General features: G+C 70.3%; 9 protein-coding genes and 1 pseudogene. 1 reads left to right on the top strand and 9 read right to left on the bottom strand.

Annotated elements, in window-relative coordinates:
• Positions 1-1,320: 1,320 nt before the first annotated feature.
• Both D455_RS0108935 and D455_RS29780 read right to left on the bottom strand, forming a co-directional pair.
• On the bottom strand, positions 1,321-4,155 hold the full coding sequence (locus tag D455_RS0108935; protein WP_040684738.1) for a DEAD/DEAH box helicase: 2,835 nt from the start codon (positions 4,153-4,155) through the stop codon (positions 1,321-1,323).
• Between the two features lie 118 nt (positions 4,156-4,273).
• On the bottom strand, positions 4,274-5,305 hold the full coding sequence (locus tag D455_RS29780; protein WP_051064605.1) for a serine/threonine-protein kinase: 1,032 nt from the start codon (positions 5,303-5,305) through the stop codon (positions 4,274-4,276).
• A 210-nt stretch (positions 5,306-5,515) separates the two neighbouring features.
• Here D455_RS29780 and D455_RS32145 point away from each other — a divergent pair, with 210 nt between their 5' ends.
• Positions 5,516-5,965, top strand: a complete 450-nt coding sequence (locus D455_RS32145) for a hypothetical protein (RefSeq protein ID WP_017570390.1) — start codon at positions 5,516-5,518, stop codon at positions 5,963-5,965.
• Between the two features lie 214 nt (positions 5,966-6,179).
• Here D455_RS32145 and D455_RS0108920 read toward each other — a convergent pair whose 3' ends face one another.
• From D455_RS0108920 to D455_RS29760, 7 genes and pseudogenes are all read right to left on the bottom strand, one after another.
• Positions 6,180-9,011 (bottom strand): pPIWI_RE module domain-containing protein, encoded by a 2,832-nt coding sequence (locus D455_RS0108920; RefSeq protein WP_017570389.1) that lies wholly within the window; start codon positions 9,009-9,011, stop codon positions 6,180-6,182.
• 27 nt (positions 9,012-9,038) lie between these two features.
• Positions 9,039-12,461 carry a pPIWI_RE_Z domain-containing protein gene (locus tag D455_RS0108915; RefSeq protein WP_017570388.1) on the bottom strand — a complete coding sequence of 1,141 codons (3,423 nt, stop codon included), beginning with the start codon at positions 12,459-12,461 and terminating at the stop codon, positions 9,039-9,041.
• Positions 12,454-13,554, bottom strand: coding sequence for a pPIWI_RE_Y domain-containing protein (locus D455_RS0108910; RefSeq protein WP_017570387.1), 1,101 nt, complete (start codon positions 13,552-13,554; stop codon positions 12,454-12,456). The genes D455_RS0108915 and D455_RS0108910 overlap by 8 nt, the downstream gene beginning before the upstream one ends.
• Positions 13,551-15,173, bottom strand: coding sequence for a PD-(D/E)XK nuclease family protein (locus D455_RS35235; RefSeq protein ID WP_026122459.1), 1,623 nt, complete (start codon positions 15,171-15,173; stop codon positions 13,551-13,553). The genes D455_RS0108910 and D455_RS35235 overlap by 4 nt, the downstream gene beginning before the upstream one ends.
• Before the next feature lie 138 nt (positions 15,174-15,311).
• Positions 15,312-16,157, bottom strand: a complete 846-nt coding sequence (locus tag D455_RS29770; RefSeq protein ID WP_017570385.1) for a hypothetical protein — start codon at positions 16,155-16,157, stop codon at positions 15,312-15,314.
• Positions 16,154-18,211 carry a hypothetical protein gene (locus D455_RS0108895; RefSeq protein ID WP_017570384.1) on the bottom strand — a complete coding sequence of 686 codons (2,058 nt, stop codon included), beginning with the start codon at positions 18,209-18,211 and terminating at the stop codon, positions 16,154-16,156. Before D455_RS0108895 ends, D455_RS29770 begins: the two co-directional genes overlap by 4 nt.
• Positions 18,201-18,465: pseudogene (locus D455_RS29760) on the bottom strand (hypothetical protein); the annotation flags it as partial. The pseudogene D455_RS29760 and the gene D455_RS0108895, both read right to left, overlap by 11 nt.

Below are 18,465 nucleotides of genomic sequence, written 5' to 3'. Positions count from 1 at the left end.
GCGCCAGCCGGTCGCCGATCAGCCGCGTCCGCTCGGGGTCGAACAGGTCCGCCCTCAACGGCTCGAAGCGCAGCCCGTCGCCCTCCGACAGCCCCTCGGCCTCCTCCTCGTCCAGGACGTGCCCGCGCGGGTTGTGGCCCTCGTTGACCATGCGGAACAGCAGGTCCAGCGACTGGTACAGGTGCGTGCTGTTACGCGCCTCCTCCCCCACCAGGTCGTTGACGACCAGGTCGCCCAGGCGCGCCATGCTGTACCCGCGCACGTACGCCTCGTCCTTGGCGGGCACCACGCCCAGTTCGGGGCGGGCCTCGGCGTAGAGCAGGAACAGGATCCGGTAGAGGTAGCGCAGCGACTGGCGGGCCAGCTCGTCGGCGAAGGTGCGGTTGGAGCGGGTGTCGATCCGCTCGGGGTCCACGCCCTGGTCGCGCAGGCGGGCCAGGACCTCGTTGGCGATGATCTCGACCGAGCGCTGCAAGCCCTCGCGCAGCTCCTTGGACACGCCCACGGCGTGCTGGCGGGAGGCGTCGACGAGGGCGGCGATGGCCTCGACGCCGCCGTCCTCCGAGGGCAGGAGCGCCTGGGCGCCGAAGAGCGCGGCGATGGTGCCGAGTTCGTCGTTGTCGCCCCGGCCCAGGGCGGTGTCCAGGCTGACGGCCAGGTAGCGGCCCTCGCCCCACACCGAGCGGTCGGCGAGGACCACCACGCCGCCCGCGAGGACGAGGACGTAACGCAGGTTCTCGTCACGGGCGAAGAGCCAGGACACCAGTTTGGTGCCCAGGGTGATCCGCTCGCGTCCGCCGAGGTCCACCGGGTCCAGGAGCCACCCGGCGCCGTCGGGGTCCATAGCGGCGTCGGTGTCGGGGGCCCAGCCGCACTCGACGGCGGCCACGGTGGTCTCGTGCAGGGCCAGCCGGACGGGGACGGGCTGGTCGCCGTGCTCGAAGAGGCTCTCGGCGGGTGCGTCCTTGGGGGTGAAGCCGAGCGCGGTGAGCACGTCGCGGTGCAGGGAGTGCAGGCGTTCGGTCTGGGCGGCGACCGCGGCGGGGCCCGGCGTGCCTTCGCCCTCCCGCAGCTGCTCGGTGAAGTCGGCGAGGGCCTGCCGGTCGGCGAAGTAGCGTCCCTTGAGTCGGCGCAGCCCCTGGCGCGGGGTCACCGGTTCGGAGGAGCGCTCCTCCCTGGGCAGCTTGTTGTCGGCGCTCTCGCGTTCGGCCCACTCCCGGAAGGGGCCGTCCTTGCCCTTGAGGTGCTTGGGCAGTACCTCGGCCAGGTAGTGGGCGGAGAAGTACTCTCCCCGGTTGACCAGCGAGTCGTAACCCATGCTCAGTTCTCCCCCTTCACCACGGCCAGCACGCGCAGCAGCGGCTCACCCGACGTGCGCATCCTGCGCATCAACCGTTCCTGCTCGGCGACGGTGTCGTGCACCCGTCCCCGCTCCTTCTGTCGGCCCTCGCCCAAACCCTCCAGGCTGAGCTGCCGCCACTCCTTCAGCCGCTGCTCGGGCCGGGCCAGGTCCTCCTCGATACGGGCGGCGTAGGCGTCGCTGCGCTCCTCCAGGTGGGCGCGTGCGGCGCGGACCGCGTCGGGCACCAGTTCCTGGAGGGCGGACAGGTCCTCGGCCCGGCCGGTGTTGACCATGCCCGAGCCCACGCCCGCCTTCTGGAGGGCCTCGAACATGTCCTCCACGCGCGGTGCGCCGGGCAGGCCGGTGACGGCCATCCACTCCACGACGGTGGGTTGCCCGAGTTCGTTGGAGTAGGTGCCCTGGACCAGGAAGACGGGTCCGGTGGCCTTCGGCGCCCGGATGACCCAGGCCTGGTTGCGCTGGGTGCGTACCTGCACCTTGTCCACCAGCCACTCCACCAGCGGGTGCAGGTCGCTGACGTAGCCGGTGTCGGGCCAGGTGGTCTTGGTGGCGCGGGCCTCGTCGAGCCGCTTCAGGGCGTGCTCGGGGTCGAAGGTGACGCGCAGGCGCTCCTTCACCCTGAGTTTGCGCAAGTAGTCGCCGGGCAGGGCGCTCAGGCGGTCGGCCAGGTCCCGGGGCGGTTCGAAGGCGAGGATGCGTCCGTCGTCGTCGACGGCCACGTCGCTGGCGACGGTGTCCAGGGCGGCGCGGACGAACTGCTCGGTGGAGTCGAACAGCTGGGGTTCGGGGGCGCGCTCGGGGGCGGGGGCCTCATCGGGCACGCCCACGTCACCGAAGAGGAGGTCGCCCACCCAGCCGCCGTCGTCGTCCTGCGCGGGGGTGGCGTCGATGGACTCGTCCACGGTGCGGCCTTTGAGCAGGTCCTGGACGAGGCGGTCCTCCTCCTTCTTGGCGCTGTGCAGGCCGGTGACCGTCTCGGCGGTGCCCATGGCGCGGTGGGCCTCGTCCTCCCTGTGCAGCAGCTTCTCGGCCACCGAGGTGTCGTCCATCGCTCCCTCGGTCGCCGTCTCCAGGACGAGCGCGCGGAACTGGGGTTCGTGCTTCTGGCCGAAGCGGTCGATGCGGCCGTTGCGCTGCTCGATGCGGATGAGCGACCAGGGCAGGTCGTAGTGGATGAGGTGGTGGCACTGGCGGTGCAGGTTGACGCCCTCGGAGGCCACGTCGCCGGTGACCAGAACCCGGACCTTGCTGTCCTCCAGGGCGAAGTCGCTGATGAGGCGCTGTTGTTCGGTGTCGGACAGGCCGCCGTGCATCAGGGCCACCTGGTCGGCCTTCAGCCCCAGTGCCTTGGGCAGGGTCTCGTGCAGCCACGTCAGGGTGGGCACGGACTCGGAGAAGACGACGGCGCGGGTGTCGCTCCCCTTGCCGACCCCGATCTCCCTGAGCTGGGTGAGGAGGGTCTGGAACTTCGCGGAGTTGGAGGCGTCGATCTTCCCGGCCAGGTCGCCCAGGGTGCGCAGGGCCGCGTACTCGCGCTCGTCCTCGCCGTCCCTGAGGCGGCCGGTGTCCTTGTGCGTGATGGTCTTCATGCGGTTGGCGACCGTGGTGGCCAGGGCCACGTGCGAGGACAGGAACACCTTGAGCAGGGTGTAGGGGAACAGGCGGCGCTCTTTTCGCACCACCGGGCCGCCCTCGCGGGCGTCCCCGGCCATCCACACCCGGGCGAGTTCGGCGAAGACGTCCTCCTCGGCGGGGGTGGCGGCGCAGCGCACCGACAGGGAGGGGCCGCGCTCGGGCCAGTCCTCGCCCATCTCCGCGCGCACCTCGGGGTGGATCTTGGTGCGGCGGATGTAGAGGTGTTCGATCTCCTCGGCGCCGTAGTTCTCGGGGTCGGCGATGGCGGCCGGGTCCAGCAGGCGGATGAGTTCGGCGAAGGACCTGGAGTCGCCGTTGTGCGGGGTGGCCGAGGCCAGTAGGAGGGCGTCGGTCTGGGCGGCGAGCAGCCGGGCGAGCTGGTTGCGCAGGTTGCCCTCGTTGATGAGGTTGTGCGACTCGTCGATGACGACCGCGTCCCAGTGCATGCTGCGCAGGTGCTGGCCGTACTTGCCCTGGTTCTTGAGGGTGTCGACGGAGATGATGGCGCGCTTGAAGTACAGGAAGGGGTTGCGTCCGGCGGGGATGTCGCGCTGGATGCGCTCCAGGCCGACCGAGTCCAGGCGCACGAGAGGGATCGCGAAGCGGGTCCACAGCTCCTGCTGGAACTGCTCCAGGACCTGCTGCGGGGTGACGACGAGGATGCGCTCGCCGCGTCCGCGCCGGATGAGTTCGGCCAGGGTCAGGCCGATCTCCAGGGTCTTGCCCAGGCCCACCACGTCGGCGACGAGCACGCGCGGGCGCAGGCCGCGCAGGGCGAGTTCGGCGGGGCGCTGCTGGTAGACGAGGTCCTTGAGCAGGAACTTGCCGGGCATGGCCAGGCGGCGCTCGGACTGGGGCAGCGGGGTGCGGCGCAGCACAGACTCCAGGTACAGGCGGCTCTGGGCGTAGCCGGGGGAGTCGTCGTGGACCAGGCGGGTCCGCTCGGGGTCGAGGGCGGCGACGCGTTCGATGCCGGTGAAGAACACCGCGTCCTCGCCCCGGACGAACTCCGAGACCCCGACCGCGCGGACCATGTGCCCGTCCTGTTCGGAGCCCGCGGGGGTGCAGGTGCGCACCATCCACTCGGCGTCGCGCACCTCCACGCGCGCGCCCGGGGCGAAGGGGCTGGTGCGTGCGGCGTCTGCTTCTGCGGTCAAGGAACGACCCTCACTGTCCACTGCGGTGTTCTTGTTGTTCCGATTACACGCGCCGGGGCCGGTGGCGGTTGGCGGTGTTCTCAGATGGTGACCAGCCGGATGGTGATCCGGAATCCGCTCAGGCGGCGGGGCGCGCGTAGGCCCTGCGCAACCGGGCGGCCGTGCGGGCCGCGAGCCGGGTCCCGGTTCCGGTCGGCGGCGGGGCCGTGGCGGGACGGGTGGTGGCCGCGGGGCGGGTGGCGGGCGGGACCGTGTCGGTGATCCCGGTGCCCTTCACGTGGGTGCGCTCGGCCAGCCGGGCGCGGGCGGCGCCCGGGGAGAGCCCCTCGGCCGCGAGGAACTCGGTCAGCCGGGCGCGCACGTCGGCCAGGGCCGGTCGGTCCGCGGGCTTGATCGCCATCAGTTCGGTGACCAGTGGGAGCAGGGCGTCCGGGACCCGGGACAGTTCGGGGGCGAGGTCGGGGTTGAGCGCGGCCATGCCGATGGCCTCGGGGGTGGCGCCGTTGTAGGGATAGCGCCCGGAGGTGGCGTAGGCCAGGACCACGCCCAGGGCGTACGCGTCGGCCGCCGCGGTCACCTCGGTGGGGGCGGTGAACTGCTCGGGCGCCATGAAGCGCGGAGTGCCCAGCCGCATGTTGGTCACGGTCAGGTCGCCGCCCGCTCCGCCGATGGCCACGAGGCCGAAGTCGACGACGCGGGGCCCGTCGGGACCGAGCATGACGTTGGCGGGCTTGAGGTCGCGGTGCAGCAGACCGGCGGTGTGGATCTCGGTCAGGGCCGAGGCCAGGACCAGCCCCAGGGCGGCGCCGGTGACCGCGTCCAGGGGGTCGTGGCGTTCCAGGTAGGTGGCCAGGTCCAGGCCGGGGACGTACTCCATGGCCAGCCACGGCGTCTCGTCGCCGGGTTCGGAGACCGCCACGAGGGCGGCGACGCCGGGTCCCTGGACCATGCCCAGGGCGGTGGACTCGCGGTCGAAGCGCTCGCGCAGGTCGTCGCGGTCCAGGTGCCCGGCGTGCAGGGTCTTGACCGCGACCGGGACGTCCTCGGAGGTGCGGCCGACGTAGACCATGCCCATGCCGCCCTGACCGAGCCTGCCGAGGAGTTCGATGCCGCCGAGGGTACGGGGATCGGAGGAAGTCAGGGGTTTCACTGCGGGCCTGCCAATACCACCGGGGGCCGCGCGCGGGAGCCGGGGGAACGCGCGGTCTGCCGCTCCAGGTTAGCGCCGCTGACCTGGGTTTTGAGCCGGGACCAAAGTCCCTTTCGGAACTCTGGCCACTTGCGGCCATCAAGTAACACCGACCCGGAGGATTCGCCGATCGGACCCCGGCGGGACTCCGAACGTGCGAGTTTGGTGCCCATGCCACAGATCAAGGTGTCTCACGAGGACCACCGGACGCTCGGTGCCATCGCCGCCCTCTTCGGAACGGACCGGTCCGGCGCGGTACGCGAACTGCTGGAGTGGGCCGACTCGGCGTCCGACGGCCCGCTCGCGTGGAAGGCGGAGGCGGGGGACGGGGCGACCGTCGCGGTGTACGCCAAGTACAAGGGCCAACGGGTGGAAGGCCTGTTGGATCCCCTGAGCGGAAAGCTCACCATCACTTCTCCTCCGTGGAACGGGCGGGTCTTCACCAAGCCCAGCAGTGCGGCCGGTGCCGTGATCTCTCACCTCTCCCCGGAGAGGGGCCGGAACGGCGGGGACCGGGAGACCGTCCCGTCCCGTAACGGCTGGGACTTCTGGTACGTCACGGAAACGGGGAAGACCATCCAGTCCGTGCGTCCCGGTGGTTCGAGGAAGCGGCGGGAATGACCCGGCCATTCACGGGGGTGGTTGGCAGCACCTCGTGCATATCCCCGGCACGGCTGGTCCGGGCGTTTCCGGAACTGGAAGCGGCGGCGCATCGACCCCCCGGAGCCGGAGGCCACCGTCCGGTTCATGAAGTCACTCGCTGGCCCGAGCCATTCCCCCGGTGCCTGACGGCCCGTGCGGGTCCGCTGGTAACCAGCAGACCCGCCGTACCGGCTCAGGCCAGGTCGAACAGCGTCATCTGCTCCGGCCCCTTGCCCTCCCCTCCTTCTCCTTCCTCCTCGTCGGCCTCATTCGCCTCGTAGGGCAGGGCGTACTCGTTGGTCTTGGCGGCCAGGTGCAGCAGGGCCGGAAGGGCCAGGTCCTCGCGGTAGTCCTCGCCGTCGCGCTGCATGTGCAGGAACATCGCCCAGGCCGCCGGATCGTCGTCGGGTAGAAGCCCGGCCAGGGCGAGCCGCAGGATCTGCGGGGTGCGCGCCTCGGCGGTGGGCACGTGCATGTCGCGTTCGGCCGGTTCTCCCCCCTTGTCCTCATGGTCGATGGTGTGCGGGGTGAGCTTGGTGACTTCCTTGTGGGTCTTGGCGGTCCCCGGCTTCTCACCGACGCTGTGGAAGACCCGCCCAGTGGGGTCGGTGTCCGAACGCCACAGCCCCTTGGCGAACCCGGCGGCCCCCTCCTCGACGGGCGCCCACCACTGCGGTGTCTCCGCTCGCTCCGCGGAGGTCACGCGGACGAAGCGCAGCCTGCGCCCGAGCGTGGACAGGCCCTTGGCCTCACCGTTGCCCAAGGCCACGCGGTCAAGGACGATCCTGCCGTTACCCAGCCACGGCCACCGGTTGCGGGCGTTCTGCGCGTGCGCCATAACCAGGGTGTCCGCCCTGCGGAACTGGTAGAGGGTGGTACGCACGAACGAGGCGACCAGGGCGGTCTGCTGCCACGCCGTGCGTTCGTCCTCCTCCTTGATCCGGCCGGTCAGATCCCGCAGCAGCTGGGGGTAGGGCACCCATCCCTCGTGGTCGGGGGTACGCCCCAGAACCGGGCCCTCACCACGGCTCAGCAGCGCCACCGGGGTGAACTGGGAGAAGGTGCTCCCGCTCGCGACATTGCGACGAACCATCCAGAAGGCGATCTGAGCCAGATCGTCGGGGAGGGCGCCGCCCGAGGCGACACGGGGTACGAGTGTGGTGCCGAGCTGACGCAGTCCGTCGCTCCAGGCCGCCTCCGCCCGGTGTTGAGCGTCTTCCTCGGCGTCGAACTTCTTCCCCCCGCGCTTCTTGCTCTCCTCCTCCCTCTCCAGGTCGATGGGACGGACGAACTGACTGACCAGACCGGCTTCGGCACAGCCGGTGCGAATCGCGCCCTTGGGATCACGGGTTGGGGTGAAGCGCTTCCTTCCGGTGGAGGACTTACCTCCGTCCAGTTCCACGAGGGCGAGGGTGGCGTTCACGCCGCTAGCGGCGATGGTCTCCTGGACGGCCTCCCTGACCAGGGAGCGGCGTTCGGCGGCGGCCCGCTCGAACTCCTCACCCCGTTTGGGCCTGTCGTCTCCTCCGAGTCGTGACGTGAGGCGACCCGCCTCCCGGGCGACCAGGTGGACGGCCAGGTCCGGGGTCTGCCAGGTCCACCTCTCAGGTCCCTGTTCACGGCGGTGACCGGCGAGGTTGAGCGACCTCTCCGCCGCGCCGATCAACCGGTCCCGCATGTCCTCGTTCTGGTACAGCACGAGAGCGGACAGATGCTCTCCCTGGAGGGCCTCGGCCACCTCGGCACGGCGGCGCTCGGCGTTGCGCAGAGCGAGGGCCCTCTTCTCCTCATTCCCTTGCGTCTTCTTCTCCAGCACCGATTCCCTGGCCACCGCCCTTCGGGGAACGGCGATCTTGCGCAGGTCGGGCGCGAGGACAAGGTCAGGAGCGAGAATGTCCGACACCCACTCCGTCAGGCGACGACGTTCCTCGGGCATCAGGCCGGTGCCGACCTTGTGGGATCCCATGGTGGTGTGGTGGGTCAGGGCGATACGCGGTCCCTGCCCCTCCTCCAGCGACGAGGTGGCGTCCTTGGCCAGGACCTCCGGGTCGGGGAAGGTGTCGGTGACCGCCAGTTTCCTGAGCATGCCCATCGTCCCGCCAAGACGCCACTGGGTCTTCTCCGTACGCGGATCGCGGTACAGGTCCGCCACCGCGTAGCGGCCTGGGGTGGACGCGCCCGGCAGCAGGGTGTCATCGGCGAGCAGATAGGCACTGACGTCCCGGGAGCCCTGGAACTTCGCCTTACCGCTGACCCAGCGGTGGATCCCTGACTGTACGTACAGCCGCGGCACCGGGGAGAACTCCTCGGTGCGCAGGTAGAAGCGCAGGTAGCCGGAGTAGTACCAGGGCTTGCCGGTGTGCTCTCGCCCCCTGGGCGTGTAGCTGAGGACGTCGGAAACCAACTCGGCGTACTCACTGCTTCCGGCGGACCGGTGCCAGTGGACCCGGCGACCGCCGAACTCGTACGGCTCGGCGGCGGCCACCCGGGAAGCGGCGTACTCGGGCAGCAGCCGGTACAGGATGCGGTCGGGAACGCAGGTCCCCCCGTCGGAGACCTCGGCGCTCAGCAGGTCGACGGTGGTGCGCTCCCAGGTGAGCTGGGCCGGGTCCATCCGCTGGAGGGCGTCGAGCGTGGGGCGGTAGGCCTCGGCGACGGCCCGATCGGTGCCCTTCTCCCTCGGAGCCAGGTCGTCCAGCCACACGTTGACATACCGGCGCATCGCCTCGGTGTCGAAGGGGGTCTCCGAGTAGAGCCAGGGACTGTCGGTGTTGGCGGGTGCCTTCGGTCCCACCGACACCAGGCCGGGGGCGACGGCGCGCAACAACTGGTTGAGGCGGCGGATCGGTACGCTCCCGTACTCCAGGATCCGGCCGCGCGCCTTCTCGGGCCGCAGCCCCGCGTAGAGGTCCAGCACGCTCTGGCGCCATTCCTCGGGGAAGGTCAGGGTGTACAGGTCGTTGCGGAGTTCTCCGATGCCGCTCGCCGGAACGAAGGCGGCGGTGCGAATCGCCTTGTAAGCCATGATTGTCGGTCTCCTTGACGTGGCCGGTCAGCAGTCGAGCTCGTCGAGGGCCTGGTACAGGGGCCCGTAGAGGGACTCCACGAGGGAGCGGTCGATCGGTTCGGTGTCGTCCACGCCCTCGATATAGGGGCGCAGGACCTCTCGCATGGCCACCAGCAGGCCGGTTCTGGGAGTGTCGGTGCCCTGCCGGGCCTCTTCGGGGAAGAAGGCGGAGTCGACGAACACCGCACGCGCGGGCACCCCTCCGCGGACCAGGCGGCCGACGACCTGCCAGATGACGACGAGCTGGTCCCACGTGAAGGCGGTCTTCTCGGTCTCTTTGAGACTGCTCCAGGACATGCGGCGGGTGAGCAGCCGGGTCCACTCCTTACGGGCCTTGGCGCGGAAGTCGCGCCCCGCCAGGTCCGGGCTGCCCGCCTTCCTCGCCTCGTCGAGGAAGGCCCGGTCGATGCCGCGGATCTGCCGGACCGCCCAGTCGTGGATGGACTGCACGGCCAGGGAGATGTCGTCCGGACGCGGGTGGGGGCGGTTGAGGAAGTAGACCGTGCCGATGGCGGCTCGGCCGTCGGGCAGGACGATGTTGTGTCCGCGTTCCACGGCCAGCAGGGGCGCGACGAGGATCTGTCCGTCCCCGTCCGGGAAAGCGGACACGTCACCGCGGCGCAGCACGGTCCACGTGTCGTCGAGGTCGGTGTCGTCGGAGACGAGTCGGATGACGCGGTTGCGCCATTCGGGCACATTGTTGAGGTACTCCCAGGCCTTGCGGGCCTGTTCGTAACTGCCCACCAGCAGCAGGAGGCGCTTGCGCCCCTCGGGCAGGTCGTCGAGCTCGTCCTGGAGGATGCTGCTGGCGCCGGGAAGGGAGCGGTCGGGGACCGCGAGCTGGTGCAGCATCTGTTCGAGGGTGTTGTCGCGGCTCTGCTGGGTGGTGTTGCCCGACAGGCGCAGCGGCGCGGAGGTGCCCGGCCAGGTCAGCAGGAGCTTCTCGAACCGGGTCCCCTCGATGGCGGCGACCTCGTCGCGGTGGGGGCGCAGGATCGCGTCCACCGGAGCGTGGATGTGGTAGCGGGTGGACTTCCCGGCCCAGCTGGTCCCGGACATCAGCAGCACGTTGGGACCGGGCCGGTCGTCGACCTCGGGCAGGTGCGGCAGGGCGGTGAGCAGCTCCCGGCCGACCCCGCCGCAACGGAAGAAGCGCAGTTCACCACTGCGCCCACCACCGTCGTGGACGCGCTCCTCCTGCTTGAACTGGAAGCCCAGGACGTTACCCATGGGGGATTCGGGGATGACGGGGTCGTAGTCCCGGGGCGGCCTGCGGGAGATCACGTTGGCGGTCCCGTGCAGGTTGAGGGCGGCCTCCACACGCGGCCACAGGGTGGTCATGATGTTGAGCCGATGGTGCAGCACCGCCAGCAGGAGGGTGAACTCGAAGGGGGCGAGATAGTCGTCCACGTCCGTCGTGCCCAGGAGTTCGGTGAGGAGCGCCTTCAAGCGGGGGCGGGCCGCGGCGGGCCGGTTCGGGTGCAAAAGCTCCAGCGTCAGGCGGGTGATGCGGTTGGCCCAAGGGGTGGCCCGGTCGTCCTCTCCTCGGGATCCGCTCTCCTGGAGCGGATCGTCGCGGAAGCGGCTGAGGATCTCACTGACGTGTTCCATGGCGGCCGTTCGCCCGGGAGCGGGCGGTTCGGCTGCCTGCTCCCCCTCCGTGTCGCCGGAACCGACGACGTCGGGGAACCAGTTGCTGATGAGCCACTCGTGCAGGGTGAAGGCGCTGAAGTAGTCCTGGGTGATCCACGTGCGCAGATCGGCGTTGTTGACCAGCAGTGAGTAGCAGCGGTTGGTGGCCGTGGTCACCGTGTCGGAGGCGCTGGTCCAGTCGTCCACGTCCCGCTTGGTCAGGCGCCGACGACCCTCCAGACCGGAGAGCTCGGCGACCTTGTGCCGGGTGACCTCGTCCAGCCAGGAGTTGGCGGCCCGGCTGCCGATGAGGGTCTCCGAGGGGGCGAAGGCGTTGTCCAGCCGCAACTGCACCTGGTCGGCCTCGTCGACGACGATCAGGTCGCTGCGGCGGCAGGCGAGTTCGAGGTAGCGCAGCCGTTCAGCGCCGACCTGGAGGGGCGCGCCGCTGAAGACGAGTCCGGCAGGCGTGGTGACCCAGACCGAGGCGGTGACGAGCTCGNGGGGGGGGGGGGGGCAGGCCCGCCACAGGGGACAGGTGTGGGCCTTGCCCGGCTTTTCCTCGCGGTCCTCCGTGCTCTCGTCGGCGGCCAGAGGGTCCGTGGGACCCCGGTCAGTGCGTTTCGTGATCGGTGTCAGGCCCTGGCACGGGGCCTGTCCCGTTTCGAGGGGGGTGACGGTGTCCAGGCCGCGCAGGGCGTCGACCGCACAGGCGGTACTCAGGTGCGCGAAGGCGGGGTCGTCGTGGTCGAGCAGGGATCCGGCTCCGGCGTTGGCCACTCTGCGGTGCAGACGGCCCAGGTGCTTGTCCCGGGTGGTGGCGCCGAGGACCGGGGCGGCGGAGAGTCCCAGGCGCACCAGGCGGTTGACCGTGTGCAGGGTCTCGGCGACGTCGGGCACGACGAGGGTGACGCGCAGACCGCGTTCGACGACGGCCCAGAAGGTGAGGATGTCACGCAGGGTGGACTTACCCGCGCCGACCATGCCCACCAGGTGGCAGAGCCCTCGGACGCTGAAGACGTCCTGCTCGCGGAAACGTCCCTGTTCCTCGTCCCGCAGTAGCAACTCCACCCGTTCCAGCCGCTTGAGCCACCGGCTGGGCTTGCCGAACGGGTCGCGGGCCTCCAGTTCGTCCATGTGTTTGGCTGCGGCGCGCAGTTCCTCACGCGTGACCTCCACGGGTGCGCCCCCGCCCGGGGGCGGGGCCTCCAGGTCGTGTGCTGGAACCTCCTGGTCGGCTCCGACCGCGTCCAGCAGCTCCTGCCCGAAGGTGACGGCCTGGCTCCGGCCGTGGACGCTGAAACCGTAGGAGCCGGCGCCCGCCACCGGCAGAGTGCGACGGTTGAAGCGCGGGGGCGTGGTGAGCGCGTTCTCGAAGTCGGCGAAGCGGTCGGGGGCCCAGGAGACCTCCTTGCGCAGCGGCACCTCGTCCGGGGACTCCAGCGCGAAGCCCCGGAGTTCGACGGGCAGGCGGAGGTAGTCGGTGAGGACCAGGTCCCACTCGTGGGGGCGGCGCAGGCCGGTCAGGTAGTAGCGGGCACGGCGGATCCGCAGCCGCTGCGCCTCCCCCAGGTCGGGGAGGAAGGCGTCGCCGTAGGGATAGCCGCCCATGAGCGTCCAGGTGTCGGCCGCGGTGTACCCGGGGGCGACGGTGATGGTCAGGTACAGGGCGAGTTCGACGTCGAGCATCTCCCCCGGGGTGAGGGAGGCGTTCCCCGGCCAGTTCTCGCGCAGCTGCCGGACCGGGCGCTGGCGCCAGCGGGTGCGGTCACGCATGGGCTGTCTCCATCTCCTTACGGGCTTGGCGGAGCAGCTCCCGGTCGCTGAGCAGCTGGACACGTCCGGTGAGGTCGTCGGAAAGGTGGTGTGCGAAGGCGCGGGCGTAGTCCTCCCGGTCCCGGAACCGGTAGTGGGGGACGACGAGGATGGCCCTGTCGTGAGGCGGCCGGGTGGGGAAGGAGCGCGTCCCTCTTCCTAGGAGGGCCGGGTTGGCCCGGTCCTTGACGTCCACCGCCCACACCCGGCCGGAGGGGAAGGTGACGCGCAGGTCGTAGGCGTCGAACTCGGGCCACATCTCCACGTCCAGGCCGAGCGCCGAAAGCGCCTCCTCCAGGTCGGTCTCCGCCATCCCCGGCCCGGTGACGAAGGTGCGTAGTGGGCGTTCGACCTGGTACAGGCCGCCCTCAGTACCGTGTTCGACGCGTTTTCCCGGCCGCAGCGGCCCGCTGCGGGAGCAGCGGTCCAGCTCGCAGTACCATCCGCCGCCGGGTTGCGGGACCAGGAGCAGGTTGCAGCGCGCGCAGAGGGTGTAGACACCGTCGCGCAGATGACGGGGGTTGGCCTCGGTCCAGGAGGCCCGGATCTGCTCCTCCAGGAAGCTGAGTCGGGCGTCGGCGATCAGCGACCTGCGGTCGTTCCCCGTCAGCACCGGTTGTGTGATGACGGTGCGCCGGAAGAGGACGTAGGCCTCGGGTGCCTGTCTGGCCCGGGTCGCGTCCAGGACGCCGAGCATGATGGTGTTCTCGTACAGCTCTCCGGCCGCGTCGTAGGCGGACACGAGCCATTCGACGCACTGCTGGGTGGGGGTCCGGGTCTCGGGGTCGAGCAGACGGGTGTCGGGCGGCACGGAGCCGGGCACGGGAATGGGCCACTCTCCGAGCGGGGTCCGCGACGCCCAGCGAACCAGGTCGGGAACGCTGCCGGGTGGCCGGGTCCCGGCGCGCAGGCACTCCAGGACCACGTGGTCGTAGGCCCGCTGGACGGTCGGGTGGTAGACGGGGTTATCCGGTTCGCGCACACGCGACATGCGCACGAGGGCGGTGGCGACGAGGCGAAGGAGCGGCTCGCCGGTGAGGAAGCGTTCGGTCACGACACCTTCTCCATACGGTCGGGGCACCAGCGGGCGACCGGGCAGGTGCCGCAGGCGGGTCCGGGGCGGGTGGGAAAGGATTCCTCGCGGTACCAGGCGTTCGCCTGGCCGTGCAGCACCTCGCGGGCGCGGCCGACCTCGTTCGGGTCTCCCGGATCGAGGGGGACCAGGTCCGCGCCTCCGGGGGTGAGGACCTCCAGTTCGACCCGGCTGTCGTCGGGGTCGTTGGCGAGGGCGCCCTCGGCAAGCAGGACCACGGCCAGGGCCAACTGGGGGTACCGGTGGAGCGGATCGGGGACGTGGTGGCTCCGGTCGGTGTGCAGGGTCTTGGTCTCCCGCCAGACGAGGGTTCCCTCGTCCATGTAGAGCAGGTCGGGGTTGACCAGCACGACCACGTTGGGATCAGGGTCGAGGAAGGTCAGGGCGGGTTCGGGGCGCACGTCGGTGACCGGGGTGTGCAGGGGGCAGACCTGAGCGTGGTGGCGGATCATCCGGGCGCCCAACCGGGCCTGTTCCCCGTCCAACCCGTGACCGGTTCCGCGCCACCAGTCCGAAGCCGCGTCCTTCGGTGAGCACGCGGTTCCGTCGCTGGCAGCGTGCCTGCTCTCCAGCCAGTCGTGGACCGCCTGGCCGCGCTGGTTGGCGGGGGTGTACTCGTCCTCCTTGGGCAGTCTCAACTCCCGTAGGCGGGCCTGGGCCGGACAGCGGGAGAAGTAGCGCAGTGTGGAAGCCGACACGCTGCGCGGCCGGTCGTCGCCGGGAACGATGCCGAGAAGTCCGGGCACCCTGGGCACGGTCGCGCAGGAGGAGAACCTCTTGCAGTCCGCGCAGTCCATGCCGGGTGTGGGAGCGGTCATGTTCACAGCCTCACGCAGGCGGTCCTCGGCATGCTCGTCGTAGAGCTCGCGGGCCTCCTCCGGGGTTCCCTCGAACAGCTCCGCGCGGGATCCGTCGAGGAGACCGATCTCCGCGACGCGCACCCGCGACACCGGCTGTCGGCTCTCCGCGACGCTGAAGGGATCGGGCCACTTCCCCGGCCCCGGAACGGGAGCGGAAACGCCGTAGGCGGTGCCCGGCGCCGCCAGTGCCGTCTCGGCGGTACTGCGCCGTTCGGGGTCGGCGGAACCGGTGCGGAGGAAGCGGAACTCGCGGACGGAACCGTCGGGGCTCTGGTACCGGCGCCCCCATGCGAATGCCTCCCACAACGCCCCGTTCCCGCCATCACCCTTACGTTGCAGCACCCAGTAGCCGCGTACCGGGCGCATACGGGGGTCGTCGTGCGTGTGGGCGTGTGGGAGGTAGCGACTCACCGCGTGCGCGGTGAAGCGGGCCAGCCCGGCGTGCCGGTTCGCCTGGCGGAGAAGAGCACGCCGGTGCGCGCCGGAGTCGTGGAGGCCGAACTCCATGAGGTCGATGCCCTCCTGGACCGGGCCGAGCGCGAAGTCCTCCCCCGCGGCTCCCCGCCGAGAGCGATGGGAGGTGGTGGAGCGCAGCCCCGGCCTGGCCTTGTAGGCGGTGTGGGCGGCACATCCTCCCGGCGAGGCGGCGAGTGTACGCGGACTGACCCTGATGTGCGCGGAGTTCCCGTACAGGCCGGGAGGTGGTGGGGAAGCGGGCATGGAGGTACCCCCGGAGAAGACGGAGTGCAGGTGTGTACCCGGATATCGACAAGCGAGAACATCATGATACATGGCCTGTGAATAAAGCCAACCATAAACCTGACGCCACAACGATGTGTGTGCATTCACAGATGTCGATCAGACGTGCCCGGGGGAGGTCGTCTGCTCCCTTCCGGCTTCGCGGCGGTGACCCAGGTGCCCGGACGAGAGGTCCTGGTGTCCCTCCCCCTTCCACCTGCGTTGCAGACGGTCGGCCAGGTCACGCCTCTCGAAGCCTTCCAGCATGGTGGTCAGGCGCTCCAGCACGGCGGGCAGCTCCCATTCCTCGAGGCCGGACAGGAAGACGTCGAGTACCGACTCCTCCTCTCCCTCCTGTCGGGGCCCGAGATCATCGGCGCTCTCCTCCGGTGTGGCCATGAGATCGAGGGCAGCACCGGCCCGGTCGACCTCGTTCAGGCGATCCGGGTGCTGTTCGAACCACCACACACGTGCGACGAGAGGGTCGCTGAGGACGTCACGACGCAGTTCCCGCACCCGCCGCATACGGGCCTGATGGAGGGCGGCGTGAATCTCCTCCTGCGGACCGACACGCTCTCGTTCGCGTTCCAGTGCCAGGTCGTCTGGATCCACGGTCAGAACAACCGTCACCGCGAGTTCACGCACCTCCTCCTGTTCCAGGGACCACTCCTCCACCAGCGCGCAGGCGATGTCCGCTTCGGCCGTACCGCGGTCTCCTAGGTGGAATCGCGCACTCCGTTCGGAGGAGAGGCGGACGACCTCGCGCTGGATCCGGGCCAGGGCCCTGGTCCGGGCCGGGGCACCGGCTCCGTTCCAGGAGACCGTCGCCTCGAAGGCCGCCTCGAACCACATGCCCCCGGAACGGCTGGGCAAGCGGGCCTGAAACGCGCGTGTCTCGTCCGGGGCCCGAAAGGCGATGCTCCAGACGGGTACGTCACCCCGCATGCGCTGACGTTTGCCGATCACTGTTCCTCCTCATGCTCGACCAGGGCGCGGTACAGTTCGTCGACCGTCCACGCTCTTCTGACGTGTGCGTGTCTCCAGCGCCTCAGCGAGTTCTCCAGGACGGGGGAGAACCGCACGTGAACCCGGGCGGCGCGCAGTAGCACCTCCGAGGCGGCACCGGGGTCGCCCCGCCTGTGGGACAGCGCGTCCAGCCACGCCCACAGAGCACGGCCGACCTCGGTTCCGCCGGAAGCGGAGGCGGCCCAGGCAGTGCTCACGACGTCCGAAGCGACCTCTCGCCGCTCCAGCTCCTCCAGAACCCGCGGCACCGTGCCGCCGCGGTGGTCGGCCAGGATCCGCCCCAGGGCCAGGGCCGCGACGAAGGCCCGGCGTCCCCTCTCCGCCTTCGCCGTCCACCGGGTGAGCTCCTCCAGGACCACGGTGGTGTTACCGGGTTCACCGGCGATGTCCTCCAGAGCCTGGACCAGGGTCCGTTCCCAGGTCGCCGACGCCTTCTCGGCGATGTGACGCAGTCGGGTCAGGGCGGTGCCCGGTTGGACGCGTCCGTAGACGCGGCAGACCTCGACCACGGTGCGGTCTCGCAGCGAAACCCCGGGCGATACGGCCACGCGGTACAGGTGGGAGAGCACCTTCGGACCCAACCCGGGCGTGACCGCGGCCTCGGCGATCACGGGAACCGCCTCCCACATCAGCTCGGAGGAGCTTCCCCAGTGATCGATCATCGAACTCACCGGAGCGGGATCACCGTGGCGCTGAGCCAGACGCAGCCATCGCTGTCCGGAGGCGGCCCTCTCCCTCCACCCGAGCTTGGACACGGCCTCACTGGCCCACTCCTGTAGAGAGTCCCTGGCACGGGGGTGTTCTTTCCACAGGTAGTCGAGTACCTCGTCGCCGAATCCGGGACGGTTGAAGCGAACCCGGTCCTCGCGTACGTGGGCGCCGATCTCCCGCAGATGAGCGGTGAGCCCCTCCCCCGAGATGGGAGTCCGCCACATCGACGGAATCCGCCACAGGCCAGCCAACCGGTGGGCCTGTTGGACGATGGTCGCGCGGGCACCGCCCTCGAGCAGAGCTACGGCTTCCAGGAGCACGCGTTGGAACTCCTTCTCCAGGTCGTGGTCGGCGAACCAGGTGGTCAGTTCCTCCGTGGCGTCGGCGAATTCCTTGAGCACCGAGCCGATCCAGGCGGTGTGTTCCTCCTCGGAGACAGGTGAGGGGGGCCGCGCCCGCTCCGCCTCCTGGGCGAGCCGGGTGGCCCGCTCGGGCTCGGCTCCCTCCAAGGCCTCGCACACGTCGGGATGGTGGGACCACAGATCCGCCGCACGGATACCGCAGCGGTTCTCCATCGCCCTGTGGAAGACGTCCACGGCTTGCGCCGGGCCGTCGATCCGGAGCCACGCCCGGTGTTCGGCCACGTAGTCGTCCCGTTGTCCCGGGCGCGCGATGATGACGAAGAACTCGCCCGAACCGCGGACCTCCTCCACAAGCGTCCGCAACCTCGCGTACTGGATCGGTGTGGGTCTACCCAGAGGGGTGAGATCGAGGAAACGGGAGTGACCGGACCCGGTACTGAGACCGATGAGGCCCGCGTCCCGGGAATCGGGGTCGACGACCACTTCCTCGATCGGGGTACCCTCTCGCAACGTGGCCAGCGCGTGTACCGCGGTGATCCTCCGACCGCATCCCGGCTCACCGGTGATCACGCCCGTACCGTGCGACTTCAGCTCTGCCAGGAAGGTCTCGTAACGTCCCGCGTCGCTGGGGCAGAAGGTAGTCAGAACGTCCTCGACGCGTGAATGACTGATCCGCGTGGCCTGGCGGAGGCGGCGCGTGGTGGTCTCGCCGATGTTCTCGTGGTAGTGGACGCCCCCGGTGATGCGCCCGGCGCTCACCACTTGGCCCCGGTTGTCGAGGACCGTGTTCCCTGACGGCCACTCCTGCGGAGGGTCTTCGGGCTCGGGCTCCGGGGCCGGACCGGACTCGCTCCGGGAGTCGGCTCCGGCTTCCTCTCCCGGGGGTGTCTGCTCCCGGTCGCGTGAATCGTCAGCGGCCATCGACCGTACCTCCGAAGGAGACGCCGCCGTGGACCGTTCCGGCCTGGACCACCTGGCCCCGGTCGTTGTGACCGACGTCGTTGCCCGTGGTGTGGGTGGTTCGGCTGGGCGCGTCGGATGCGGCGGGGGGCGGCTTCGGTCCCGGCTGGTCACCATCGGGAGGGGTGTTCTGCCCCGGGCTGTCGGTGCCAGATCCCCACGACGGGGTGGGCACGAACAGGTAGCCCTCCGCCTGGAAGTCCTTGGCGGGCACG

Origin of the sequence: Nocardiopsis halotolerans DSM 44410, assembly GCF_000341065.1 — a bacterium.
In the GTDB taxonomy this organism is placed as follows: Bacteria; Actinomycetota; Actinomycetes; order Streptosporangiales; family Streptosporangiaceae; genus Nocardiopsis; species Nocardiopsis halotolerans.
This window is presented reverse-complemented; position numbering and strand designations above follow the sequence as displayed.